Raw genomic sequence first — 24,886 nt, forward strand, 5'->3', positions numbered from 1 at the left:
ATCGGCAACACTCCGCGATCGGCAAGATTCCGCCCATCACCAGGTTGACCAACCTGCCTGGGCAGTACAGCTAGGTCGGGGCCACAAGTTCACAGCCAAACACGCACGGCCAAAACTTGATGCTACCGACAGACACAGATATATTGCCTGCAACTAGTCGACACAGATATCTGGGGAGCTGGCATGACGCGGGAATGGTCCGACGTGGAGTTGCTGCACGAGCTCGAGCCCGTCGTAGAGAAACTCATCAACCGACACTTCTCCATGGCCAAGGACTGGAACCCCCACGACTACATCCCCTGGTCCGACGGCAAGAACTACTACGCGCTCGGCGGGCAGGATTGGCATCCTGAGCAGTCGAAACTGTCCGAGGTCGCTCGGACGGCAATGGTGCAGAACCTGCTGACCGAGGACAACCTGCCCTCGTATCACCGCGAGATCGCGATGAACTTCACCATGGACGCCCCCTGGGGCACCTGGGTCAACCGCTGGACCGCCGAGGAGAACCGCCACGGCATCGCCCTGCGCGACTACCTGGTGGTCACCCGCAACTGCGACCCCATCGAACTGGAAACGCTGCGGATGGAGACCGTCAACCGCGGCTTCAGCCCGGGCCAGAACCACCAGGTCTCCGGCGACCTGTTCGCCGAGAGCCTGTTCGACTCGGTCATCTATGTCAGCTTCCAGGAGCTGGCCACCCGGATCTCGCACCGCAACACCGGCCAGGCCTGCAACGACCCCATCGCCGACCAGCTGCTGGCGCGGATCTCGCACGACGAGAACCTGCACATGATCTTCTACCGTGACGTGAGCGCCGTCGGTTTCGACATTGCGCCCGAACAGGCGATGCGCTCGCTGCACCGGGTGCTGGCCAACTTCCAGATGCCCGGGTTCGTCGTGCCGGAGTTCCGCCGCAAGGCCGTGATCATCGCGGTCGGCGGTGTCTACGACCCGATGATCCACCGCGACGACGTGGTGATGCCGGTGCTGAAGAAGTGGGGCATCCTCGAGCGGAGTTTCAGCGGCGAGGCCGCCCGCTACCAGGAGGGGATCGCCAAGATCGTCGCCGAGCTGGACGAGACGTGCGAGAAGTTCGAGCTGGCCAAGCAGCGCCGGCTCGAGCGGGAGGCCAAGGTGGCCGAGAAGCGCGCCGCCAAGAAGGTGTTGGAGCCATCAGCGTCGTAACTGACGAGCAGCCGACGCTGGATGGTGACGGCGACCTGCCGCGCCCGGCTTCGCCGCGCTCGCAGTCGCCGCTGAAGATCGGGTCGATCGAGCTTGCCAGCCCCGTGGTGCTGGCCCCGATGGCCGGCGTGACCAACGTCGCATTCCGCACGCTCTGCCGCGAACTGGAACAGTCCCGGGCCGGAACGGTCAGCGGGCTCTATGTCTGCGAGATGGTGACCGCACGCGCGCTCGTCGAGCGGCACCCCGCCACCTTGCACATGACGACATTCGGGCCGCAGGAGTCACCGCGCTCGCTGCAGCTCTACACCGTCGACCCCGACACCACTTACGCCGCGGCGAAAATGATCGCCGACGAGGGACTGGCCGACCACATCGACATGAATTTCGGCTGCCCGGTGCCCAAGGTGACCCGCCTCGGTGGCGGGTCGGCGCTGCCCTACAAGCGCCGGCTGTTCGGCAACATCGTCGCCGCAGCGGTGCGTGGCACGGCCGGCACCGACATTCCCGTGACCGTGAAGTTCCGGATCGGCATCGATGACGCCCACCACACCCACCTGGACGCCGGGCGCATCGCCGAGGCCGAGGGTGCTGCCGCGGTGGCCTTGCACGCTCGGACCGCGTCGCAGCGCTACTCCGGCACCGCCGACTGGGAGCAGATCGCGGCGCTCAAAGCGCAGGTCCGTTCGATTCCGGTGCTGGGCAACGGCGATATCTTCGAGGCCGGCGACGCCCTGGCCATGATGGCGGCCACCGGTTGCGACGGCGTGGTGATCGGCCGCGGCTGCCTGGGGCGCCCCTGGTTGTTCGGCGAGCTCTCGGCGGCTTTCGCGGGTCGGCCTGCCCCCACCCCTCCCACCCTGGGCGAAGTCGCCGACATCATCCGCCGCCACGGCGAACTGCTGGCACAGCATTTCGGAGAGGACAAGGGCATGCGCGAGATCCGCAAGCATGTCGCCTGGTACATGCACGGGTTCCCTGCCGGTTCCGACCTGCGGCGCGGGCTGGCCATGGTGACCACGCTGGTCGAGCTCGACGAATTGCTGAAGCAGCTGGACGGATCTATCCCCTTCCCCGCAGCCGCCACCGGCCCGCGCGGACGTCAGGGATCGCCGGCCAAGGTCACGCTGCCCGAAGGGTGGTTGGAGGACCCCGATGACTGTGCGGTGCCTACCGGGGCGGACATTATGCACTCAGGTGGCTGAAATGAGACTTTGTCGACATCGCGTGTCTGGCAAGTTCTCAGTAGAATAAGTACCTTATTGCCCGAGGCAGGGATTGCCCCTGCGGGGGCGGACGCAGGTGTGGAGACCAATGCCGATCATCCACACCGCGCCGACGTGCGATCGACGCGCGCCGGTACCAAGGACTCGGAGGCCCCTGAGGACATGAGTGACGGCGATAACGCCACTCCTGGCCGCTGGGCGCCGGAGGGCAATGACGACGACGGCGACCATCAGCTGATGACGATGCCGCCGCCCGGCCCCGCACCCTGGGAACGCTGGCAGAACCCGTCGGCGGAGGACCCCGCCCCCCGTCGGCGAGCCGGGTCCCGACGTCGCAACGGTGGCAACGGCTCGGTGAGCGTTGCCGAACTGATCGCCAGGGTCAACGCCGATGCCCCGCCGTCCGGCGGGCGCAGCCAACGCCGGATGGCCCCGGAAACCCCACCACCCCCAGAAGCACCCGAGCCCGTCTCGGTATCCGAGGCGGAAGCCCCCTATGCGCCGGCGCTCGACTTGGCCGATGCATCGGCCCCGATGCCCGACATCGTCGACGTGGCCTACCCGTCGGAAGTACCCGACCTCGACCGTATTCACGGCACGTCACTCCTGCCGGCCGACGCCCCCGACGAAGACGAGTGGTCACCGCCCACCGAGCAATCATTCGGCGGTCCCAGCTTCCTCTCTGCTCCGTCGAGCCTCGCCGAACCGCCGCGTAAATTCGGCGGTCCCAGCCTCGCCTCTCCTCCGTCGAGCCTCGCTGAACCGCCGGACTCCGCCCCCGAGATGCCGCCGGCGCGGATCGACCCGCCTCACCACACCGGCCCGGCGGATGCCGATCCGATCCCGCACGGGCCCCACCACCGGGCGAAGCTCGCGGGCCGTGCGGTCGCCGCCATGATGGCGATCCTGGCCCTGGTGCTGACCGGATCGGCCTGGCAGTGGAGCTCGTCGAAGAACCGCAGCCTCAACCACGTCAGCGCGCTGGACCCCGACTCGCACGACATTCTCGATGCGGCCGGCCAGTACGGCGACGAGAATTTCCTGATCGTCGGCGCGGACACCCGCGCCGGCGCCAACAGCGACATCGGCGCCGGGAGCACCGAGGACGCCGAGGGCGCCCGCTCCGACACCATCATGCTGGTCAACATCCCGGCGAACCGTAAACGCGTGGTGGTGGTGTCGTTCCCGCGGGACCTGGCGATCACCCCGATCCAGTGCGAGGTCTGGAACTCCGTGACCGGCGCCTACGGACCGATCTACGACGAGGAAACCGGCACCTACAGCGACGACATCGTCTACACCGAGACGAAGCTGAACTCGACCTACGCCTTCGGCGGCCCGAAGTGTCTGGTCAAGGAGATCCAGAAACTGTCCGGACTGGCGATCAACCGGTTCATGGCCGTCGACTTCGTCGGGTTCGGCAAGATGGTCGACGCGCTGGGCGGCGTCGAGGTGTGCACCCCCAGCCCGCTGTACGACCTTGTGCTGGGCAGCGTCCTGGAGGACTCCGGACGCCAGCGGGTCAACGGCGGGACCGCGCTGAACTACGTGCGGGCCCGTCACGTCACCACCGAGGACAACGGCGACTACGGCCGCATCAAACGCCAGCAGCTGTTCTTGTCGTCGCTGCTGCGTTCGCTGATCTCCACCAACACGTTCTTCTCGCCGACCAAGCTCAACAATGTGGTCAACATGTTCATCGGCGACAGCTCGGTGGACAACGTCACCACCAAGGACCTGGTGAACCTCGGCCAGTCGTTGCAGAAGGTCGCCGCCGGGCACATCACCTTCGTCACGGTGCCGACCAGTGAGACCGATGAGAACGGCGACGAGGTCCCCCGGATGGACGACGTGCGGGCGCTGTTCGACGCCATCATCAACGACGACCCCCTGCCCGGCGAGAACGACCACAACGCCACTGCGGTGCCGACCACGGCGGCAGCCGGCCCCACCACCCAGTCCAGCGCCCTGCCCGGATCACCGGCCAGCCCGACGGCCAAGCCGCTCAGCGAGCAGGTGCACGCGGTCACGACCTCACCCGCCGATGTCACGGTGCGGGTGTCCAACGCCACCGAGCAGTCCGGCCTGGCCGGCGCCACCTCCGAAGGCCTGCAGCAGTGGGGCTTCAACGTCGACAACGCCGACGACTACCCCGGCACCGTCAAGTCCACCAAAGTGCTGTACTCCCCCGGAAACGAGCAGGCCGCCGCCACGGTGTCCTCGGCACTGTCGGGCGCACCGATCGAACGGGTCAGCGGTCTGGGCAGCATCGTCCGAGTTGTCCTGGGGTCGGACTTCCGTGCCGTGACCAAACCCGCGGCCAGCGGCTCGCAGGTCAGCGTGCAACTCAACCGCGGCGCCAGCGTCGAGCCGACCGAACTGCCCGACGATTTGACCGTCACCAACGCCGCCGACACCACCTGCGAGTAGCGCCCACTCCCGCCCAACCCGCGCGGATCGCGGTCCACGGTTAGTCTTGAGGGCATGCGAACCGCGTACCACGAGCAACTCTCGGATCTGGCTGAACAGCTCGGCACGATGTGCGGCTTGGCCGGGGCAGCAATGGAACGCGCCACTCAGGCCCTGCTACAAGCCGACCTGATGCTGGCCGAGCAGGTGATCACCGATCACGAGAAGATCGCCGCGATGAGCACCCGCGCCGAGGAGAGCTCCTTCGTGCTGTTGGCGTTGCAGGCCCCGGTCGCCGGTGATCTGCGAGCGATCGTCAGCTCCATTCAGATGGTCGCCGACATCGACCGAATGGGCGCGTTGGCCCTGCACGTCGCCAAGATCACCCGTCGCCGCCACCCGCAGCACGCACTGCCCGAAGAGGTCAACGGTTACTTCGCCGAGATGGGCAGGCTTGCAGTCGAGTTGGGCAACAGCGCGCAAGAAGTGCTGTTGTCACGCGACCCGGAGAAGGCCGCCCGGATCCGCGAAGAAGACGACGCGATGGACGACCTGCACCGGCATCTGTTCTCGGTGTTGATGGACAAGGAGTGGCGGCACGGGGTAGCCGCCGCGGTGGACGTGACGCTGCTGGGCCGGTTCTACGAGCGGTTCGCCGACCATGCCGTCGAGGTCGCTCGTCGGGTGATCTTCCAGGCCACCGGCAAGTTCCCCGACGAGCACACCCTGCCCTCAAGCGAGTAATGCGTCGATCGCCCGGTATATGCGCTGTTCGCTGACCGGGCGCGGCGTGCCGAGCTGCTGAGCCCACAGGCTCACCCGTAACTCTTGAATCTGGCGGGCGATGTCGCGCACGTCGTTGTCGTGGCGGCGTGCCGTAGGCAGGGCTGCCAAAAGGTCCTGGTAAGCCTCCTGCACCGCGTGCACCCGGGCCATCCGTTCGCGGTCGGCCTGCGCCGCGCGGGGCAGCTGCTCCAAGCGGCGACGGATCGCGGTGAGATAGCGGGTGAGGTCCCCCAGGTGCGCACGCCCGGTGGCGGCGACGAACCCGGGCGCCAACAGCGCGTCCAGCTGGCCGGTCATGTCGGCGATCGCCTCGGCCTGTCCGGCCGGCGCCCGCGCCGGCAGCGCCACTTGGGTGTCCCGGGCCGCGGCCAGCACCTGTGCAACCCGCGTCACCACGTCAGCGGTGGTCGGGACCAGCGCGGCGGCCACCCGGGCCCGCAGCGCGCCGTACGCGTCTCGGGTCCACACCGGCGCCGGCGTCAACGCGTCGGTCGCGGCGTCGGCACAGTCGTCGATGAGCGCCGCCAAGGTCCCGTTCGGGTTCGCCTTGAGCATCAGCCGGGTCTGCGAATCCATCTGCCGTTCCACCGCTTTGACCGGTGAAGGGATATCGCAGCGCAACAACCGCCGGATACCGGGGCCAAGCGCCGAGCGCTGCTGCGCCTCGGTGGAGAACACCCGCAGCTGCGCGGTGACGCCGGCATCGACGAAGGCCGGGAAGCCACGAACGGCGCGCCCGGCCACCATCCGCTGCACGGCCCGCGGCAGCGTGTCCAAGTCATCCGGCCAGGTGCGCAGTCCACTGCGTTCCAGCTCCGCACCGACTGCGTCTGCGACCGCCTCACGGGCCGACGCCGCCAGTCGATCCTGCAAGGCACCAAGGTCTTTGCCGCGGGCCACCTCGGTGCCGTCTGCGGCCTCGACGGCAAAGGTGACCCGCAGATGCGCCGGCAGCTTGGACAGGTCGAAGGCATCGAGCGGGACCAGCACACCCGTGCGGCGACGCAGCTCACCGGCCAGTGTCTCCAGCAGCGGCTCACCTGCCGGCCCGATGGCCGACAGCACCGCGCGGGCGGTGTCGGGGGCCGGGACGAAGTTGCGTCGCAGATCTTTGGGCAGGGACCGGATCAGCGCGGTGATCAGCTCTTCGCGCATTGCCGGAACCTGCCAGGCGAACTCGTCGCCGCCGAGGCGTGCCAGCACATCGATCGGCACGTGGACGGTGACGCCGTCGTCGGCGGCGCCCGGCTCGAAGCGATAGCTCAACGGCAATGCGAGGTCGGCGGTCGCCCAGCTGTCCGGCCGATCGGCGCCGAGTGTCTCGTGGGTCCGCAGCAACTCGTCGCGGGTGAAGGTCAGCAGGTCGGGCGTGGCCTTCTGCTGCTTCTTCCACCATCCGTCGAAGTGCCGCGCCGAGACCACCTCGGCGGGAATCCTTGTGTCGTAGAGGTCATAGACGGTGTCCTCGTCGACGATCAGATCGCGACGTCGGACTCTGTCCTCCAGCTCCCGCAGTTGGGTGCGCAGTGCGGCGTTGTCGGCAAGGAACCGGTGCCGGCTCGCCCAATCGCCCTCTACCAGCGCATGCCGGATGAACAGGTCGCGGGCCACCGACGGTTCCACCCGGGCGTAGCCGACCCTGCGGCGCGCCACCAAGGGAAGTCCGTACAGCGTCACCTTTTCGAACGCCATCACTTCGCCGCGCTTGGCGTCCCAGTGCGGTTCGCTGTAGCTGCGCTGCGCCAGATCCCCCGCGACCCGCTCGACGGTTTCGGGTTGGATGCGTGCGGCGGTGCGCCCGAACAGCCGGCTGGTCTCGACCAGCTCGGCCACCATCGTCCAGCGTGGCGGTCGTTTGGCCAGCACCGAACCGGGGGCCAGCACGAATTTCGAGTTGCGCGCGCCGGCGAACTCGCGGCCGTCGTCGCGTCGCATCCCGACGTGCGACAACAGCCCGGCCAGCAGCGCGGCGTGGATGGCCGCCGGCTGGGCCGGTTCGCCGGATTCACGGATGCCGATATCGCCGGCAATGCTGCGCAGCTGACCCACCAGATCCTGCCATTCCCGGATTCGTAGGTAGTGCAGGAACTCATTGCGGCACATCCGGCGAAATGCACTGCCGCTCAGCGATTTCCGCTGCTCTGACAGATACGACCACAAGTTGAGGTAGGCAGTGAAGTCGGAATCGTCGTCGACGAACCGGGCGTGCTTGGCCCGGGCCGCCTCCTCCCGATCGACCGGGCGCTCCCTGGGGTCGGGAATGGTCAGGGCGGCGGCGAGCACCAGCATCTCGCGCACACAACCCTCGGTCTCGGCGGCCAGGATCATCCGGCCCAACCGCGGATCGACCGGCAGCCGGGCCAGCCGGCGCCCGACATCGGTGATCGCGCCCTGCGCGGTGAACGCGCCGAGCTCGACCAGCAGCGCAACCCCGTCACGGATGCTGCGCGAATCGGGCGGGTCGAGGAAGCCGAAGTCTTCCACCGCACCCAGCCGCAGCGACGCCATCCGCAGCAGCACCGCAGCCAGATTCGTGCGCAGCACCTCGGGGTCGGTGTAGCGCGGTCGCGTGTCGAAGTCGACTTCGCTGTAGAGCCGGACGCATACCCCGGGCGCGGTGCGGCCGCACCGGCCGCTGCGCTGCGCGGCCGAGGCCTGCGAGATGGGTTCGATCGGCAGCCGCTGCACCTTCAGCCGGCGACTGTAGCGGGAGATACGCGCGTTGCCCGGGTCGATCACGTAGCGGATGCCCGGCACCGTCAGCGATGTCTCAGCCACGTTGGTGGCCAGCACAATCCGCCGGCCGGCGCGCGCCTGGGCGAACACTTTCTGCTGTTCGGCAGTGGACAGCCGCGCATACAGCGGCAGAATCTCGGTGTTGGGCAACCCGCCGAGAGCCTCTGCGGTGTCGCGGATCTCGCGCTCGCCGGACAGGAACACCAAAATGTCGCCGGGCGGTTCGGCGGACAGTTCGTGCACCGCATCGACGATCGCCTCGATCTCGTCGCGGGTCTCGGTCCGGATGATCTCCCGATCTGGGTCATCCGGGTCATCCCCGGCCTCGGAGCTGACCGGCAGCTCCAGCGGGCGATACCGGATCTCGACCGGGTAGCTGCGGCCGGACACCTCGACGATCGGCGCACCACCTTCGCCACCACCGCGCCCATATTCGGCTCCGCCGAAGTGCGCTGCGAAGCGCTGGGGTTCGATGGTGGCCGAGGTGATGATCACCTTCAGGTCCGGCCTGCGCGGCAACAACTCCCGCAGGTAGCCGAGCAGGAAGTCGATGTTGAGGCTGCGTTCGTGGGCCTCGTCGATGATCAGCGTGTCGTAGCGCAGCAGCCGGCGGTCCCGCTCGAGCTCGGCCAGCAGGATGCCGTCGGTCATCAGTTTTATCAGGGTGCGATCGGACACCCGGTCGGTGAACCGGACCGCATAGCCGACCACATCGCCGAGCGGGCTGGCCAGTTCGTCGGCGATCCGCTGAGCAACGGTGCGGGCAGCCAGCCGCCGCGGCTGGGTGTGCCCGATGGTGCCGCGGATGCCGCGGCCGAGCTCCAGGCAGATCTTGGGCAGCTGGGTGGTCTTGCCCGACCCGGTCTCGCCGGCCACCACCACGACCTGGTGGTCCCTGATCGCCGCGGCGATCTCCTCGCGGCGGCCGCTGACCGGCAGGTCGGGATAGCGGACATCGGGCACCGCGGCGCGCCGCGCGGCAACCAGTGCTTGTGCCTCGCCCATCCGCTCGGCCAGCTTGCGCAACTGCTCCGGCTTTCCGCCGCGCGGGTCCTTCAGGCGCCGTCCGAAGTAGGCCGCGTCCCGGAAGGTCAGCTCGTCGAGGAGGGTGCGCAACTGCGCGACGGACGGTTCGACCACTTCGCGAAGCATACGGGCCCGGTCGACTTGACTGTCATCTGGCATTTAGCCAGTCCATATCGGCGTCATCAGAATTCCACCAGAATTCCACCGTGAGATCATGGCCGTTCACCGTACCGTCACCTCTGTTCACCGCATTAAATTGAGAAGTGATCCGGCTCGCATGTGATTGTTGCGAATTAGCGGTCGGGTTGGCTCGGTGATGTCGCACTAACTGTCATCACCCTAATTTGTCTGCGAAAGGGCAATGTGAAACTGAACGGAATTGGTACGACGCTGGGCATTATGGCGACCGGCGCGTTGGTGTTATCCGGGTGCGGCAGCGACAAGAACGCCGACACCGGCGAGAAGGCAACCTCGAGCTCGGCGGCCGCCGGCGGAAACTGCGGCGGCACGGACACGCTGAAGGCCAGCGGATCGACCGCCCAGCAGAACGCGATGGCCCGGTTCGTCAAGGTCTTCATCGACGAATGCGCGGACCACAACGTCAACTACACCGCCAACGGATCGGGCGCCGGTATCCGCGAGTTCGTCGGCGGCCAGACCGACTTCGCCGGCTCTGACGTCCCGCTGAGCGCCGACGACTACGCGCAGGCGCAGCAACGCTGCGAGTCCCCGGCATGGAACCTGCCGGTGGTGTTCGGCCCGATCGCGATCACCTACAACCTCCCCGGCGTCGACGCGCTGATCCTCGATGGCCCGACGGCCGCGAAGATCTTCAACGGAACCATCACCAGCTGGGACGACGCGGCGATCAAGGCCCTCAACCCGACGGCCACGCTGCCCGCCCAGACGATCCACGTGGTGTTCCGCAGTGACGAGTCCGGGACCACCGACAACTTCCAGCAGTACCTGGATGCCGCCTCCGGTGGGGCCTGGGGCAAGGGCGCCGGAAAGACGTTCAACGGTGGTGTCGGCGAAGGCGCCAAGGGCAACGACGGTACGGCCGGAGCCATCGCGTCCACCGAAGGGGCGATCACCTACAACGAGTGGTCATTCGCCCAGGCCAAGAACCTGGCGACCGCCCAGATCGTCACCTCCGCCGGCCCCGATCCGGTCGCGATCAGCACCGAGTCGGTCGGCAAGACCATCGCCGGGGCCACCATCAAGGGCCAAGGCAACGACCTGGTGCTCGACACGGCGTCGTTCTACCAGCCGACTCAGACCGGCTCGTATCCGATCGTGCTCGCCACCTACGAAGTGGTGTGCTCGAAGTACCCGGACGCTGAGGTCGGCACGGCGGTCCGGCTGTTCCTGAAGTCCACCATCGGCGCAGGCCAGAGCGGTCTGGCCGACAACGGTTACGTGCCGATCCCCGAGGCTTTCAAGGCCCGCCTGGCGTCCGCGGTCGACGCCATCTCGTGACCCCCGGGGATCCATCGACGCCGCTGGCAAACAGCCGCTCGCCGCGAGGCGAGCGGCTGTTCCGGGCGGCCGCGGTCTCGGCCGGATCGACAGTGGTGGTGGCGATCGCGCTGATCGCGATCTTCCTGCTGGTGCGCGCTTTCCCGTCGTTGCTCGCCAACGACGGGAACTTCTTCACCAGCCCGGAGTTCAGCACCAACGATCCCGACCACCTGTCGTTCGGCATCCGCGACCTGCTGATGGTCACGGTGTTGAGCTCGGTATTCGCGTTGACGCTGGCGGTGCCGATTTCGGTCGGTATCGCGGTCTTCCTCACCCAGTACGCGCCCCGGCGGCTGACCCGACCGTTTGCCGTGGTGATCGACCTGCTGGCCGCGGTGCCGTCCATCATCTTCGGCCTCTGGGGGATCTTCGTGCTGGCGCCGATGCTGGTGCCGTTGATGAGATTCCTCAGAAGTCACTTGGGTTGGCTGTTCCTGTTCCATAAGGGCAACGTGTCGCTGGCCGGCGGCGGCACGATCTTCACCGCAGGAATCGTGCTGGCCGTGATGATCTTGCCGATCATCACCTCGGTCTCGCGGGAGGTGTTCCGGCAGACCCCCTTCGCTCACATCGAAGCCGCCCAGGCCCTGGGAGCCACGCGTTGGGAGGTGGTCCGCATGGCGGTGCTGCCCTACGGCCGTAGCGGCGTGATCGCCGCGGCGATGCTGGGCCTGGGGCGAGCGCTGGGCGAGACGGTCGCGATGCTGATCATCCTGCGGGCCGCGGCAAAGCCTGGGAATTGGTCGCTGTTCGATGGCGGGTACACATTCGCCTCCAAAATCGCCTCGGCGGCCGCGGAGTTCAGCGCCCCGCTGCCGACCGGCGCCTACATCGCCGCGGGGTTCGCATTGTTCGCACTCACGTTCTTCGTCAACGCCGCCGCTCGCGCGGTGGCCGGCGGCAAGGTCAACGGATGACCGCCCAACTGCTCGACGCACCGGTCAAACCGTCGCCGGAGCCACATCGCCACTACCTCAGCCTGCGGCGGCGGCTGACGGACAAGATCGCCACGGCAGCGTTCGTGAGCTCGTTCGCCGTCGCAGCGATTCCGTTGGTCTGGCTGCTCTGGGTCGTGCTGGCCCGCGGTTGGCACGCGATCACCAACCTTGACTGGTGGACGCACTCGCTACGCGGCGTACTGCCCGAAGAATTCGCCGGCGGCGTCTACCACGCGCTGTACGGCACCCTGGTGCAGACCGGGATGGCCGCCGTGCTGGCGGTACCGCTGGGCCTGATGACGGCGATCTACCTGATCGAATACGGCGGCGGCCGCTGGGCGCGATTGACCACCTTCATGGTCGACGTGCTTGCCGGGGTCCCCTCGATCGTGGCGTCGCTGTTCGTCTTCAGCCTGTGGATCGCCACCCTCCGATTCGAGCAGAGCGCATTCGCGGTGTCGCTGGCGCTGGCGCTGCTGATGTTGCCGATCGTGGTGCGCTCCACCGAGGAGATGCTGCGGCTGGTCCCCGACGAACTTCGGGAAGCCAGCTACGCACTGGGGGTGCCGCGATGGAAGACGATCCTGCGCATCGTGATTCCCACCGCGCTCTCGGGAATCCTGTCGGGAATCTTCTTGTCGATCGCCCGGATCATGGGTGAGACCGCCCCCGTGCTGGTGCTGGTGGGCTACAGCCGTTCGATCAACTACGACGTCTTTCACGACAACATGGCGTCGCTGCCGCTGCTGATCTATTCCGAGCTGGGGAACCCGCAGGCGGCCGGGGCTGCCCGAGTCTGGGGTGCGGCGCTGACGCTGATCATCCTGGTCGCGGTCAGCGCAATCGTGGCAGCCGTGGCGACTCGGATCACCTCGGTCCACGACCGCTGACCGGCGGTTCAGCGAGGCTCGACGCAGGAGAGCCGAAGCTGGAACCGCCGCATCAGCCCCGCGGTTCAGCGAGGCTCGACGCAGGAGAGCCGAAGCTGGAACCGCCGCATCAGCCCCGCGGTTCAGCGAGGCTCGACGCAGGAGAGCCGAAGCTGGAACCGCCGCATCAACCCCGCGGTTCAGCGAGGCTCGCGCATCAGCCCCGCGGTTCCGTGCCGCCGACCAGTTTCACCACTCGGTTGTTGCCCCGGTCGGCGACGTAAAGGGCGCCGTCCGAACCGACCACGACCTGTAGTGGGGTGTTCAGGCCGGTGAACGGCAGCTTCGTCTGGGTGTTGGCCCCGGCGGTCAGCTTCACCACGGTGTGGCTGTCGTGGTTGGTGACGAAGACATTGCCGGCGCCATCGACGGTGACGCCCCACGGGGCATCGAGACCAGTGAACGGAAGCACGCTCTGGGTGTTGGATCCGGCGGCGAGTCGCACCACCCGATCGTTGTCGGTGTCGGTGACGTAGACGTTGCCGGAGGAGTCGACAGCCACGTCGTCGGGGTTGTGCAGCCCGGCGAACGGCAGCACCACCTGGGCGTCGGTCCCGGCCGGCAACTTGACCACCCGGTTGTTACCCCGGTCGGCGACGTAGACGCTGCCGTCGTTGTCCACCACCAGCCCTTCCGGATAGTTCAGCCCGGTGAACGGCAGCTCGGACTGGACGTGGGAATCCGGGTCCAGTTTCAGCACCCGATTGTTGAAGTCGGTGACGTACACCGCGCCGGCCCGATCGACGGCTACGCCTTGCGGTTCGTAGAGCCCAGTGAACGGCAGCATTTCCGGTTTGTTCGAGCCCGGTGCCAGCTTCACCACCCGGCCGTACATGCTCTGGTTGGTGACGTAGACGTTGCCGCTGCTGTCCAACGCCAACCCGCCCGGCGAGAGCCGGAAGCTCAGGCCGTCCAAGGGCAACACGCTCTGCCCGTTTGCCGACGCCGTCGCCGTCGACCCGTGGGACGTATCCGAGCGATGGGTGACCGCGTAACCGCCCACGCCGACCGCGACCAGCAGCGCCGCGGCTGCCGCAGCCGGCACCAGCCATCGGCGATCGCCGCGGTTCTTCGCCTCGGCGGAAAATTCCGGCGCTGCAGTCGAGGGCTGCTGCGCCGGCCGGTCCCGCCAGCCGGTGAGGGCGGGCCGCATCTGGGTGTGCTCCAGCGGCTGGTCGTAGGAGTTCGGTTCGTAGCCGCGTTGTTCATGGTTGACCGGCTGTTGCCGGTACCCGGTGGCGGGAGAGACCACGCCGCCGCTGCTGTTGGAGACGGCGCTGGCCATTCGGGTAGCCACATCGCCCTGCTGCACGATCATCGCGGCCTGATGCTGCTCCGCGGTGGTCAGCGCATCGTGTGCGGCACGCGCCAGGTCGCCGGCGCTGCTGTAGCGTTCCCGCGGATTCTTCGCCATCCCCCTGGCGATCACCTGGTCCAAGCCGATCGGCACCTGGCCCGGCCGCAGCTGACTGGGCCGCGGGGCGGGCTCCATCAGATGCGAGGCGATCAGTCGTTCAATGGTCTCGCTCCGGTACGGAGGCTGACCGCTGAGGCACTCGCTCAACACACAGGCCAGCGAATAGATGTCGGCACGGTAGTCGACCTCGCCCCCACTGAACCGCTCTGGCGCCATGTAGTTGTAGGTGCCCAGCGCCATCCCGGTCTGGGTCAGGCCGGGATCTGCCGCGGCGCGGGCAATCCCGAAATCGACCAGGTAGGCGAAATTATCCCGGGTGAGCAGGATGTTCGCCGGCTTGATGTCGCGATGAGTGATTCCGCCGGCGTGTGCGGCGTCCAAGGCCGCAGCCACCTGTTCGATCACCGCCACCGCTCGCGCCGGGGTCAGCGGGCCCAGGCGCTGCAACTCCATGCCAAGGTCGTTGCCGTCGATCAGCCGCATCTCGACGAACATCTGTCCGTCGATCTCGCCGTAGTCGTGGATGGGCACCACATGCGGCTCGGTGAGTCGGCCGGCCGCGTCGGCCTCGCGCTGCATCCGGGTTCGGAATGCCGGATTGCCCGACAGCACGGGGGCGATCAGCTTCAGTGCAACCGATCGATGCTTGCGGGTGTCCTCGGCCTCATAGACCTCACCCATCCCACCTCGCCCCAGCAGCCGAAGCAACCGGTAAGGACCGAATTGGGAACCCACCTGCGAAGCCAGTCCGCTATTGTTCACGACGCTCCATCCACCGGTCACGATTGGCATCATTCGATCAACTGTTGCGTGAACAGAAGATTAACCAAAGATTACCAGCGAAAATGGATCGCCGCAGATCTCGACGATCAGGAAATAGCGTCGACCGCGGTCTTCAATTTCGACGTGAATTCCGGGGGCAGGGGAATATAGCCGTACTGGTCCAGATCTTGCTGTCCGTCGCCGATCGCCGCCTGCATGAACGCCTTGACCGCTTGCGCCGTCGCTGGGTCGGGGTACTGGGAGCAGACGATCTCGTAGGTCACCAGCACGATCGGGTAGGCGCCCGCCACGGTCGGTTTGTAGAACGACGAGGTGTCCACCACCAGATCGTTGCCGGCACCGCTGAACTTGGCTCCAGCGATGGTCTTATCCACCGAGTCGACAGAGATGGTCACCGGTTGCGGGCCCGCCGATGTGACGATCTGGGCCATGTTGAGCTCGCGCCCCACCGCATAGGACCACTCGTTGTAGGTGATCGACCCCTCGGTGCTTCGCAACAGCGCCGAGGTACCGTCGTTGCCGGCCGCTCCGACACCGGTACCACCGTTGAAGGCCTTGCCCACGCCGCGCCCCCAGGAGCCGTCCGAGGCGACGTCGAGGTACTTCTGGAAATTGTCGGTGGTTCCGGAGGCATCGCTGCGGAACACCACGTGGATGGGCTCGGCGGGCAGCGCCGCGTCCTTGTTGAGAGCTTTCAGCGCGGGGTCGTCCCACTTGGTGATGGTGCCGTTGAAGATCTTGGCCACCGTGGGCCCGTCCAGATCGAGTTCGTTGACGCCGCCGATGTTGTAGGTCACGGCAATCGGTCCGAAGACCGTCGGCAGATGCCAGGGCGCCGAACCGCACCGCGCTGCCACCCGCTGCGGCTCACCGTTCGACGGGTCGAGCGGCGAGTCTGACCCGGCCAATTCGGTTTGCCCACTGGCAAATTCGGCGATGCCGTTGCCGGATCCGTTGGCCCGATAGTCCAGGGTGTAGTCCGGGCAGGCCCGGATGTAGGCATAGACGAACTGTTCTATCGCGTGCGCCTGGGCCGTCGAACCGCTCGCGGTCAGTTTCTGCTTGCCACCGCACTGCACCGCTGAGGAGCCCGACCCTGAGGCCGACGACGATTCGCCACCACCGCAGGCCGTTACCATCAGCAGTACGGCTGCCAGCAGACTCGAGACGATACCGAATCGGTTGATCCTCAACGGCGCTCCTTCGGCAGTCAGCGTGGAAACCACACGGTAGCCGGACCCGGTAATAGGTCAGCCAAAACGGCCCGAGATGTAGTCCTCGGTTTCCTTAAGTCTCGGATTAGAGAAAATTTTCTCGGTCCCGTCGATCTCGACCAATCGGCCGGGTTTACCGACGGCCTCCAGGTTGAAGAAGGCCGTCTGATCGCTCACCCGCGCCGCCTGCTGCATGTTGTGGGTGACGATGACGATGGTGTAGTCCTGCTTGAGCTGGGAGATCAGCTCTTCGATGGCCATCGTCGAGATCGGGTCCAACGCCGAGCAGGGCTCGTCCATCAGCAGCACGTCCGGCTGCACCGCAATGGCTCGCGCGATGCACAGTCGCTGCTGCTGACCACCCGAGAGCCCACCACCGGGCTTGTCCAGCCGATCCTTGACCTCATTCCACAAGTTCGCCCCGCGCAGGGACTGTTCGACGGTCTCGTCAAGCAACTTGCGGTTGCGCACCCCCTGCAGCGTCAACCCGGCGACCACGTTGTCGCGGATCGACATGGTGGGAAACGGGTTTGGACGCTGAAACACCATCCCGATGGCCTTACGAACCCCCACCGGGTCGATACCGGGTTGGTAGATGTCCTCGCCGTCCAGCAGCACCGAGCCCTCAACCCGCGCGCCCTGGATGACTTCGTGCATCCGGTTGAGCGTGCGCAGCACCGTCGACTTGCCGCAGCCCGATGGGCCGATGAACGCGGTGACGCTGCGTGGCGGCACCGACAATGTCACCTCGGCGACCGCGTGAAACGACCCGTAATAGATGTTGACGTCGCTCAGGTCCAACCGTTTGGCCACTGGCAGCCTTCTCCTTACTCGACTCAACCTGTCCCGGCCGCAATGTCCGACGGCCCAGACCTTCTTGGAGCAACGATCTGCGCGCCAGCCTAGCCACGATCTGAAGTCCTGCAATGTGGAGAAAAGCACCGGGTCTGCCGAGGTAGGCCGCGAAGCGCCGGGGTTCGATGGCGGCCGAGGGTGATGATCACCTTCAGATCCGGGTTGCGCGCCAGCAACTCGCGCCGCGCAGATCCTTCATCCGCTGCCTGAAATACGCTGCGCCCCAGCCGGTTAGCCGCGGAGTGTGGCTCGCCTAACCGAAGCGGCCCGAGATGTAGTCCTCGGTTTCCTTGAAGCTCGGATTGGAGAAGATCTTCTCGGTCCCGTCGATCTCGATCAGCCGGCCGGGTTTGCCGACATCGGCCAGGTTGAAGAAGGCCGTCTGATCGCTCACCCGCGCCGCCTGCTGCATGTTGTGGGTGACGATGACGATGGTGTAGTCCTGCTTGAGCTGGGAGATCAGCTCTTCGATGGCCATCGTCGAGATCGGGTCCAACGCCGAGCAGGGCTCGTCCATCAGCAGCACGTCCGGCTGCACCGCAATGGCTCGCGCGATGCACAGTCGCTGCTGCTGACCACCCGAGAGCCCACCACCGGGCTTGTCCAGCCGGTCCTTGACCTCATTCCACAAGTTCGCCCCGCGCAGGGAGAACTCCGCGGTTTCGTCGAGCGTGCGGCGGTTGCGGATTCCCTGCAGCTTGAGACCTGCTACCACGTTGTCGCGAATGGACATGGTGGGGAAAGGATTCGGGCGCTGAAACACCATTCCGACGGCTTGACGAACCCCCACCGGGTCGATTCCGGGGCGGTAGATGTTCTCGCCGTCGAGCAGCACCGAACCCTCGATTCGGGCCCCGGGGGTGGTCTCGTGCATCCGGTTGAGCGTGCGCAGCACGGTCGACTTGCCGCATCCGGAGGGACCGATGAACGCGGTGACACTTCGCGGCGGGACCGACAGCGACACGTCCGCCACAGCGTGAAACGACCCGTAATAGATGTTGAGGTCGGTGAGATCCAACCTTTTAGCCACCGTGCAGCTCTCCTTGTTCGCCCACCGCTACGCGCTGGTTGTCGAGACTGGTCTAGAACTTCTTGGGGGCGAAGATGCGCGCCCCGAACCTGGCCGCGACATTGAGTATCGCGATCAGCAGGATGAGCGTCAGCGCGGCGCCCCAGAGACGATCCGTGGGAACCGCGCTGGCACCCGCCCCGGCCGACGTCTGGTCATACATCATTCCCGGCAGCGACCCCATGAAGCCGTGGAACATGTCGAAGTTGATGGCCTGGGAATAGCCGACCAGGATCAGCAGCGGTGCGGTCTCGCCCATCACCCGGGCCAGCGCCAACAGAATCCCGGTGACGATGCCGGACAGGGCGGTCGGAATCACGATGCTGGTGATGGTCTTCCACTTCGGTGCGCCCAACGCATAGCTGGCTTCGCGCAGGTCCATCGGAATGATCCGCAGCATCTCCTCAGTCGCTCGCACGATCACCGGCACCATCAGCAGCACCAACGACAGTGACACCGCGAAACCCGAGCGGTGAAATCCCAAGGTGGCCACCCACAGCGCGTAGACGAACAGCGCTGCGACGATCGACGGCACGCCGGTCAGGATGTCGACCATGAAGGTCGCGAGCTTGCCCAGTCGGGTACCGGCCCCGTATTCGACCAGATAGATCGCGACGAAGATCCCGATCGGGATCGAGATGGCCGCGCACAGCAGTCCTTGCAGCAACGTCCCGATGATCGCGTGGTAGGCACCGCCGCCGGCCACGAACGCCGTCATGCCGGCCTGCGAGTGGGTCCACCAGGAACTGGTACTGACCGCACCGAAACCGAAGTCGAAGACCGAGTACATCACCCATACCAGCGGCACCAACGCCAACGCCATCGCGGAGGTGACCAACACCGTCGCAATGGAATTGGCCACCCGGCGGCGCAGGCCTACCCCGGCAAACGTGCGCAGCTTGACGGGCCGGTCCAGCAACGCGGTCATGAATGCACCTTCTGAGTGATCGCGACGCGCGCCAGCGCGTTGACGATAAGCGTCAGCACGAACAGCACCAACCCGGCGGCGATGTAGGCACCCGCCTTGTATTGATCGTTGAATTCCGATGCGGTGGCCGCGATCTTGGTGGCGAAGGTGGAACCGCCGTCGAACAGCGACCAGTTGAACGCCTTCTGGGTGGAGCGCAGGATGATCAGCAATGCCACCGTCTCACCGAGCGCGCGCCCCAAGCCCAGCATGGCGGCGCTGATGTAGCCGGAGCGGCCGAACGGCAGCATCACCATCTTGACCACCTCCCAGCGCGTCGCGCCCAGCGCCAGGGCGGCCTCGACCTGGCCGCGCGGGGTCTGTGCCAGCACCTCGCGGGTGACCGCGGTGATGATCGGCAGGATCATCACCGCCAGCACGATTCCCCCGGTGAAGATGGTGCCGCCGCCCGCCACCGACGCGTTGCCGTCGGCGAACAGGAAGAATCCACCGAGATGCTCGTTGAGCCATAGCGCCGTGCCACGCAACTGCGGGGCCAGCACATACAGGCCCCACGCCCCGTAGATGATCGAGGGCACGGCAGCAAGCAGTTCAACCAGGTAGCCCAGGAGCCCTACGAGCCGCCGGGGCGCGTATTCGGCGAGATAGACCGCGACGCCCAGAGCGACCGGCATGGCCAGCAGCAGGGCGAACACCGAGACGAACACCGTCACCTGCAGCATCTCCGCGATGCCGAAGTGCATGGCGGAGGTGTTGGTGGTGATCCAACTGCCGCCGTAGGTGAAGAAGTTCTCACGGTTGCGCTGCAACGCCGGTATCGCCCGCAACAGGAGGAAGCCCCCGACGGCGCTGATCAAGACGATGATCAGCACCCCGGAGCCTTCTGCGACCAGACGGAACAGCCGATCTTGCAGGCGGCTCCCGGTGGAACGCACCGCCGTCGGGGTCACCGACGGCGTCGACGCAGGCGCGGACACAGACGAGTCGGCGATGCCTGACACCCCCTCATCGCTTGCGGCATGGCGGCTACTGGATCGCGTCGATGGCGGCACTCAAGCGCCGTTTCAACTGGTCCGGCAGCCGAACGTAACCGGCGGACGACAGTTCGTCCTGGCCGCTGGTGGAGGCCGTCTTCAAGAAGGACTTCACGGCCGCCGACGTGTCGGGGTCATAGCCCTTGGAGCAGACGATCTCATAGGTCACCAAGACTAGCGGGTAGGCAGCGGCCTGCTTGGTGCCGTAAAGCGACCTGAGGTCCAGCCGCATGTCGTTGCTGTCCTCGGAGACGAATCCAGCCGACTGGATCGCCACACCGGCCGATTCGTCGGTTGCGGCGACCACCCCGGAGCCCGAGTCGATCATCGCCGACCGCAGGTTGGCCTGGTCGGCGAAGCCCTTCTCGACGTAGCCGATGGCACCCGGGGTGCTCTGCACCGCCTGCACGACCCCGGCCGACTTCTGCGCGCCCTCACCGACGCCACCCTGGAATTCGCTGCCTTCACCCTTGGTCCAGGCCTGCGGCGCCGCGGCGCTGAGGTACTTCTGGAAGTTGTCGGTGGTGCCCGACGAGTCCGACCGGTAGATCGGGGTGATGGCGATCGCCGGCAGCTCCTGGCCCGGGTTGAGGGCCACCAGTGCGGGATCGTTCCAGCTGGTGATGGCTCCGCTGAAGATCCGGGCCAGCACGTCACCGTTGAGGACCAGGTTCTCCGCCCCGTCGAGGTGGTAGGCGATGCTGACCGGGCCGAACACCAGCGGCAGATGCCATGCCGGGTTCTGGCCGCACCGGTCGGCCGCCTCGGCGACCTGCGCTTCGCTCAGCGGCGAGTCCGAACCGGCGAAGTCGACGTGCCCGGCGATGAACTGCTCGCGGCCCGCGCCCGACCCGGTCGGGTTGTAGGACAGGTTCTTGCCCGCGCACTCTTTGCCCCACACCTGGTTGAACACGGCGATCGCGTTCTGCTGAGCGGTCGATCCCTCAGCGGTCAGCGTGCTCTTACCGGCGCACTCAGCGGAGTCGGCTTTACCCGAGGTGGTTCCAGTGCCTGCCGGGCTTGCGTTGTTGTCATCGCTGCCGCAGCCACTGAGCGCCAGACCGGTCATCGCGGCCGCTACCAGCGCAAGACCCGCCTTTGTGCGTTTCATCAGTTCTCGCTTTCTCGCTTCCGGTTCAAATCTCTCCGGGAACGTATGCGGCACTTATGGATGGCAACCACATGCCAGATGAACGGGCGGTGAATAGATTCCGGTGCCGACTCAAAGCTGGTCCGCAGCGGCGTAAGCGGTGTCGACACTGTGCACGTCGAAGCCCAATTGCTGGTAGGTGCGCAATGCCGCGGTGTTGTCCGCCTCGACGTACAGCAGCACAATCGGCTCCACGACATCAGCAAGCCGGTCCGCCAGGTAGACCAGGCCGATCTCGGTCAGTACCCGGCCCAGACCGCGGCCCTGGGCGGCCGGATCGACTCCCACCACGTAGACCTCCCCGGCGCGTTCGGCGCCCGGTTTGCCGGTGTGGATCTTGGTCCAGTGAAACGCCAGCAGCACGGGTCCGTCGAACGCCAGAAACAGACCGGCCGGATCGAACCACGCCTCTGCGCGGCGCTGCGCCAGGTCCTCCGCCGTCCAGCCGCCCTGCTCCGGATGCCAGGAGAACGCGGCGTTGTTGACCCGCAGCAGTTCGGCGTCGTCGTCCGGGCCCGCATAGGTGCGAATCGTCACCCCAGACGGAACCGTCGGCTCGGGCACCCCCCGCAGCGATCGGCGCATCTGCAGCAGCTCGCGCACCGTGGCGAGGCCCAGCGCCTCGGCCGTGGACTGGGCGGCCGGCAGGGTGCCGTGCGCCCAGAACCGGGCACCGCCGTCGGTTCTGGCCAGCGCGGCGCGGGCCATCGCCGCCCCGATGCCACGCCGCCGGGCGCGCGGCGCCACCACCAGCTCCGCCATCGGCGCGGCGTCCTCCGTGCCGGCGGCCAGGTTCAGGTAGCCCAGCACGGTTGCGCCGTCAGCGACGACCAGATGCTGGGTGCGGGTTGCCGAGAGTTCCCGCAGTACCTGCTCCCCCACCGGCGCGACGCCGTCGTGGTCACCGGCGGCAGTGATCAGCTCACGGATCTGGCGCTGCTCGTCATCGGTCAGTGCGGCATGCCACTGCGGGGCGGTCACTGCCTGGTCAGCGGCTCGGGCGCGCCGCCGTCGGCGCCGTCGAGGTCCTCGACCACGTCGTCGTCCGCGTCGTCGTCGGAAGTGGCCGCGGAGTGACCACGCACCGGCCGGACCGCCTTGTAGCCGACGTTGCGGACGGTGCCGATCAGCGACTCGTATTCCGGCCCGAGCTTGGCGCGCAACCGCCGGACGTGCACGTCGACCGTGCGCGTACCGCCGAAGAAGTCGTAGCCCCAGACCTCTTGCAACAACTGCGCCCGGGTGAAGACCCGACCGACGTGTTGGGTGAGGTACTTCAGCAGCTCGAACTCCTTGTAGGTCAGGTCCAGCGGACGGCCCCGTAGCCTTGCGGTGTAGGTGCCCTCGTCGATCACCAGCTCGCCGAGCTTGGTCTGACCCGAGGCCTGCTCGGCGGCCGGTGCACCGTGACGCCCGGTCAGCAGCCGCAATCGGGCATCTGTCTCGGCGGGCCCGGTACCAGGAAGCAGGATCTCGTCGATGCCCCACTCGGCGTTGACCGCCACCAGTCCACCCTCGGTCACGATGGCGACCACCGGGACCGATCCCGCGGTGGCGCTCAGCAGCCGGCACAGTCCGCGGGCCGCGGCCAAATCGGTGCGTGCGTCGACCAGAACCACCTCGGCCGAACCGGCCTCAAGCAGCGCAGAAACCTCTGGCGCCGCCGTCCGCACGGTGTGTGCCAGCAGGGACAGCGACGGCAGCACCGCGTCAGGGTGCAGGTCAGCGGTCAACAGCAGTAGCTCCAATAGAGGCCCTCCAGCGTCCCAGGTGATCTAACGATAGCGTGCGACCTGCCAGAATGACCGAGTGCGCAGGGTGCTTATCGGTATGTCGGCCGCGATCGCGGCCCTGGTTGTGGTGGCTGTCGGCGTCGATTTCGGAGCCAGCGTCTACGCCGAGTACCAATTGTCCCGGTCGGTACGCAAAGCCACAGACCTCCACGCGGACCCGTTCGTGGCGATTCTGGGCTTCCCGTTCCTGCCGCAGGCGCGACGCGACCACTACGACGAGGTCGAGATCAAGGCCTCGGCCGTCGAGCAGCCGATGATCGGCAAGTCGATGCTGGAAGCCACCATGCACTCGGTCGACCTGACCGAGGCCACCTGGCGGTTCCGGCCGGACGCCCCGATCCCGGTAGCCCGGCTGGAGAGCCGGATTATCATCGGTTCTGTGCATTTGGGCCGCTACTTGGGCATCCGCGACCTGATGGTGGAAGCCCCGCCGGCGGAGACCAACGACAACACGGGCGGCACCACCGAGTCCGGAATCTCCAGCAACCACGGGCTGGTATTCACCGGCACGCCAGCGGGTTTCGGCAAGCGGGTGAGCGTTGCCGTGGATCTGTCGATCGCCGGACCGGACCACACCACGTTGGTCATCACCCCGACGGGCGTCCTCACCGGCCCGGACACCGCCGACCAGAGTGTGCCCGAAGAGCAGCGCGCCGCGGTGCTCACCGCGTTCCGCGGCAGCCTGCCCCAGCAGCGGCTGCCGTTCGGGTTGGTACCGACCAGCCAAGGCGCCCGCGGCTCCGATGTGATCATCGAGGGCATCGCCGACGACCTGACCGTCACACTGCCGGAGTTCCGCCCGCGATGAGCATCCTTGCGATCGTTGCCGCCCTGGTGTTCGCCGGCGCGATCGGATGGTGGCTGAACCGACGAGCCGGAGTGTTGCGGGAACTGCCCGACCCGGGCACCGGCGATAACGCCAACGCCGCCTCCGATGCCGCCCTTCTAGGGGTGGAAGTCGGGCGACCGGCGGTGGTGCACTTCTCCGCGCCGTGGTGCGGACCGTGCGCCGGCGTACGCCGTGTGGTCGAAAAGGTCTGCGATGACCTCGGAGGCGTCCCCCATCACGAGATCGACATCGACGCCAACCCCGAAGCCGCGCGCAGGTTCTCGGTGCTGTCACTGCCGACCACGGTGATTTTCGACACCGAAGGGCGCCAGCGCTACCGTGCCGCCGGTGTCCCGACGTCGGCGGACCTGCGTTCTGCGCTGGAGCCTCTGTTGGCTTGACCACCCCTGCGTTGGGTAGGCTGTACGTCGTGTTCGCCCGCCTTGAGCTTGTGCTCACCAAGCGCCGCGCAGTTGACCTGTGCCGCACCGCGGGCTGCTGTTGTTGTCGTTGTCGCTGAGACGCGCGTTTTCGCGTCGCTATCGGAGCGCCCGGGAAGCCGTGGCATGTCTCCACCAGCCACTCGCCACGACAGCCAGGAGCATTCATGCCCAACACCGACACCACACAGGTAGATGTCCGGGGTCCCCGGTTCACCGCCTGGATCACCACCGCCGTACTGGTGGCCGTCCTGCTGATCTCGCAGTTCAGCCCCCTGGGCGCGGCCGCGTTGCTGGCCGCCCAGGCCGTCGTGTTCGCGGTCGGCACGGCGTTGGGCCCCCGCCGCCACCCCTACGGATTGCTGTTCGCCCGACTGGTGGCGCCACGACTCGGGCCGGTCACCGAGCGTGAGCCGGTCGCGCCACTGCGCTTCGCGCAGCTCGTCGGCCTGGTATTCGCCCTGATCGGGGTCGCCGGCCTCGCCTTCGCCCCGGCGGTCGGCCTGATCGCGACGGCGTTTGCGCTGGCCGCCGCCTTCCTCAACGCCGCCTTCGGAATCTGTCTGGGCTGCCAGCTCTACCCGCTCGTCGTGCGCCTGCGGCCGTCCACGGCATAAC

General features: G+C 66.9%; 21 protein-coding genes. 11 read left to right on the forward strand and 10 right to left on the reverse strand.

The genetic code is table 11. The annotated features are described in order from the left end of the window. Positions 1-183 precede the first annotated feature (183 nt). The 4 genes from ACJH71_RS21500 (at position 184) to phoU (ending at position 5,564) form a co-directional block, all read left to right on the forward strand. Entirely contained in the window at positions 184-1,185 is a 1,002-nt protein-coding gene (locus tag ACJH71_RS21500; protein ID WP_406760009.1) for an acyl-ACP desaturase, read from the forward strand. Between the two features lie 71 nt (positions 1,186-1,256). Further along, positions 1,257-2,390, forward strand: coding sequence for a tRNA dihydrouridine synthase DusB (gene dusB / locus ACJH71_RS21505; RefSeq protein WP_406760047.1), 1,134 nt, complete (start codon positions 1,257-1,259; stop codon positions 2,388-2,390). A gap of 183 nt (positions 2,391-2,573) precedes the next feature. Further along, positions 2,574-4,841 carry an LCP family protein gene (locus tag ACJH71_RS21510; protein ID WP_406760010.1) on the forward strand — a complete coding sequence of 756 codons (2,268 nt, stop codon included), beginning with the start codon at positions 2,574-2,576 and terminating at the stop codon, positions 4,839-4,841. Between the two features lie 54 nt (positions 4,842-4,895). Next, entirely contained in the window at positions 4,896-5,564 is a 669-nt protein-coding gene (gene phoU / locus ACJH71_RS21515; RefSeq protein WP_047318210.1) for a phosphate signaling complex protein PhoU, read from the forward strand. Here phoU and hrpA read toward each other — a convergent pair. Then, a complete protein-coding gene (gene hrpA / locus ACJH71_RS21520; protein ID WP_406760048.1) occupies positions 5,553-9,494 on the reverse strand; it encodes an ATP-dependent RNA helicase HrpA in 3,942 nt (1,313 codons plus the stop codon). The genes phoU and hrpA overlap by 12 nt on opposite strands. 237 nt (positions 9,495-9,731) lie before the next feature. On the opposite strand from hrpA, the gene pstS (ACJH71_RS21525) reads away from it, so the two are divergent. Genes pstS (ACJH71_RS21525) through pstA (ACJH71_RS21535) form a run of 3 tightly spaced genes read left to right on the forward strand, consistent with a single transcriptional unit; the run spans position 9,732 to position 12,717 of the window. Continuing rightward, positions 9,732-10,847 carry a phosphate ABC transporter substrate-binding protein PstS gene (gene pstS, locus ACJH71_RS21525; protein ID WP_406760011.1) on the forward strand — a complete coding sequence of 372 codons (1,116 nt, stop codon included), beginning with the start codon at positions 9,732-9,734 and terminating at the stop codon, positions 10,845-10,847. Then, complete coding sequence (pstC, locus tag ACJH71_RS21530) at positions 10,844-11,806, forward strand: phosphate ABC transporter permease subunit PstC (RefSeq protein WP_406760012.1); 963 nt, start codon at positions 10,844-10,846, stop codon at positions 11,804-11,806. The genes pstS (ACJH71_RS21525) and pstC (ACJH71_RS21530) overlap by 4 nt, the downstream gene beginning before the upstream one ends. Beyond that, the gene (pstA, locus tag ACJH71_RS21535) at positions 11,803-12,717 is read left to right on the forward strand and encodes a phosphate ABC transporter permease PstA (RefSeq protein ID WP_406760013.1); all 915 of its coding nucleotides are present in this window, start codon (positions 11,803-11,805) and stop codon (positions 12,715-12,717) included. Before pstC (ACJH71_RS21530) ends, pstA (ACJH71_RS21535) begins: the two co-directional genes overlap by 4 nt. 196 nt (positions 12,718-12,913) lie before the next feature. Here pstA (ACJH71_RS21535) and ACJH71_RS21540 read toward each other — a convergent pair whose 3' ends face one another. From ACJH71_RS21540 to ACJH71_RS21580, 9 genes are all read right to left on the reverse strand, one after another. After that, positions 12,914-14,965 carry a serine/threonine-protein kinase PknD gene (locus tag ACJH71_RS21540; protein ID WP_406760049.1) on the reverse strand — a complete coding sequence of 684 codons (2,052 nt, stop codon included), beginning with the start codon at positions 14,963-14,965 and terminating at the stop codon, positions 12,914-12,916. Positions 14,966-15,042: 77 nt separating this feature from the next. Continuing rightward, positions 15,043-16,149 (reverse strand): phosphate ABC transporter substrate-binding protein PstS, encoded by a 1,107-nt coding sequence (gene pstS, locus ACJH71_RS21545; RefSeq protein WP_406760014.1) that lies wholly within the window; start codon positions 16,147-16,149, stop codon positions 15,043-15,045. Positions 16,150-16,206: 57 nt separating this feature from the next. Further along, on the reverse strand, positions 16,207-16,983 hold the full coding sequence (gene pstB / locus ACJH71_RS21550; protein ID WP_406760015.1) for a phosphate ABC transporter ATP-binding protein PstB: 777 nt from the start codon (positions 16,981-16,983) through the stop codon (positions 16,207-16,209). A 295-nt stretch (positions 16,984-17,278) separates the two neighbouring features. Continuing rightward, complete coding sequence (pstB, locus tag ACJH71_RS21555; RefSeq protein ID WP_406760016.1) at positions 17,279-18,055, reverse strand: phosphate ABC transporter ATP-binding protein PstB; 777 nt, start codon at positions 18,053-18,055, stop codon at positions 17,279-17,281. Between the two features lie 52 nt (positions 18,056-18,107). Further along, positions 18,108-19,022, reverse strand: coding sequence for a phosphate ABC transporter permease PstA (gene pstA / locus ACJH71_RS21560; RefSeq protein WP_406760017.1), 915 nt, complete (start codon positions 19,020-19,022; stop codon positions 18,108-18,110). Continuing rightward, entirely contained in the window at positions 19,019-19,999 is a 981-nt protein-coding gene (gene pstC, locus ACJH71_RS21565; RefSeq protein ID WP_406760018.1) for a phosphate ABC transporter permease subunit PstC, read from the reverse strand. Before pstC (ACJH71_RS21565) ends, pstA (ACJH71_RS21560) begins: the two co-directional genes overlap by 4 nt. Positions 20,000-20,048: 49 nt before the next feature. Continuing rightward, the gene (gene pstS, locus ACJH71_RS21570) at positions 20,049-21,167 is read right to left on the reverse strand and encodes a phosphate ABC transporter substrate-binding protein PstS (protein ID WP_406760019.1); all 1,119 of its coding nucleotides are present in this window, start codon (positions 21,165-21,167) and stop codon (positions 20,049-20,051) included. A 111-nt stretch (positions 21,168-21,278) separates the two neighbouring features. Continuing rightward, complete coding sequence (gene mshD / locus ACJH71_RS21575; protein ID WP_406760020.1) at positions 21,279-22,187, reverse strand: mycothiol synthase; 909 nt, start codon at positions 22,185-22,187, stop codon at positions 21,279-21,281. After that, complete coding sequence (locus tag ACJH71_RS21580) at positions 22,184-22,954, reverse strand: winged-helix domain-containing protein (protein WP_406760021.1); 771 nt, start codon at positions 22,952-22,954, stop codon at positions 22,184-22,186. The genes mshD and ACJH71_RS21580 overlap by 4 nt, the downstream gene beginning before the upstream one ends. Before the next feature lie 61 nt (positions 22,955-23,015). On the opposite strand from ACJH71_RS21580, the gene lmeA reads away from it, so the two are divergent. The 4 genes from lmeA (at position 23,016) to ACJH71_RS21600 (ending at position 24,885) form a co-directional block, all read left to right on the forward strand. Beyond that, positions 23,016-23,807: a mannan chain length control protein LmeA gene (gene lmeA / locus ACJH71_RS21585; RefSeq protein WP_406760022.1), complete on the forward strand. Its 792-nt coding sequence runs from the start codon at positions 23,016-23,018 to the stop codon at positions 23,805-23,807. Beyond that, positions 23,804-24,229 (forward strand): thioredoxin family protein, encoded by a 426-nt coding sequence (locus ACJH71_RS21590; RefSeq protein WP_406760023.1) that lies wholly within the window; start codon positions 23,804-23,806, stop codon positions 24,227-24,229. Before lmeA ends, ACJH71_RS21590 begins: the two co-directional genes overlap by 4 nt. Positions 24,230-24,279: 50 nt before the next feature. Next, a complete protein-coding gene (locus tag ACJH71_RS21595) occupies positions 24,280-24,348 on the forward strand; it encodes a putative leader peptide (RefSeq protein ID WP_353617130.1) in 69 nt (22 codons plus the stop codon). Positions 24,349-24,435: 87 nt separating this feature from the next. Then, positions 24,436-24,885 carry a DUF4395 domain-containing protein gene (locus ACJH71_RS21600; RefSeq protein WP_406760024.1) on the forward strand — a complete coding sequence of 150 codons (450 nt, stop codon included), beginning with the start codon at positions 24,436-24,438 and terminating at the stop codon, positions 24,883-24,885. The last annotated feature ends 1 nt before the right edge of the window (position 24,886 follow it).

The sequence above is a fragment of the Mycobacterium sp. SMC-15 genome, assembly GCF_045310925.1.
GTDB lineage: Bacteria > Actinomycetota > Actinomycetes > Mycobacteriales > Mycobacteriaceae > Mycobacterium.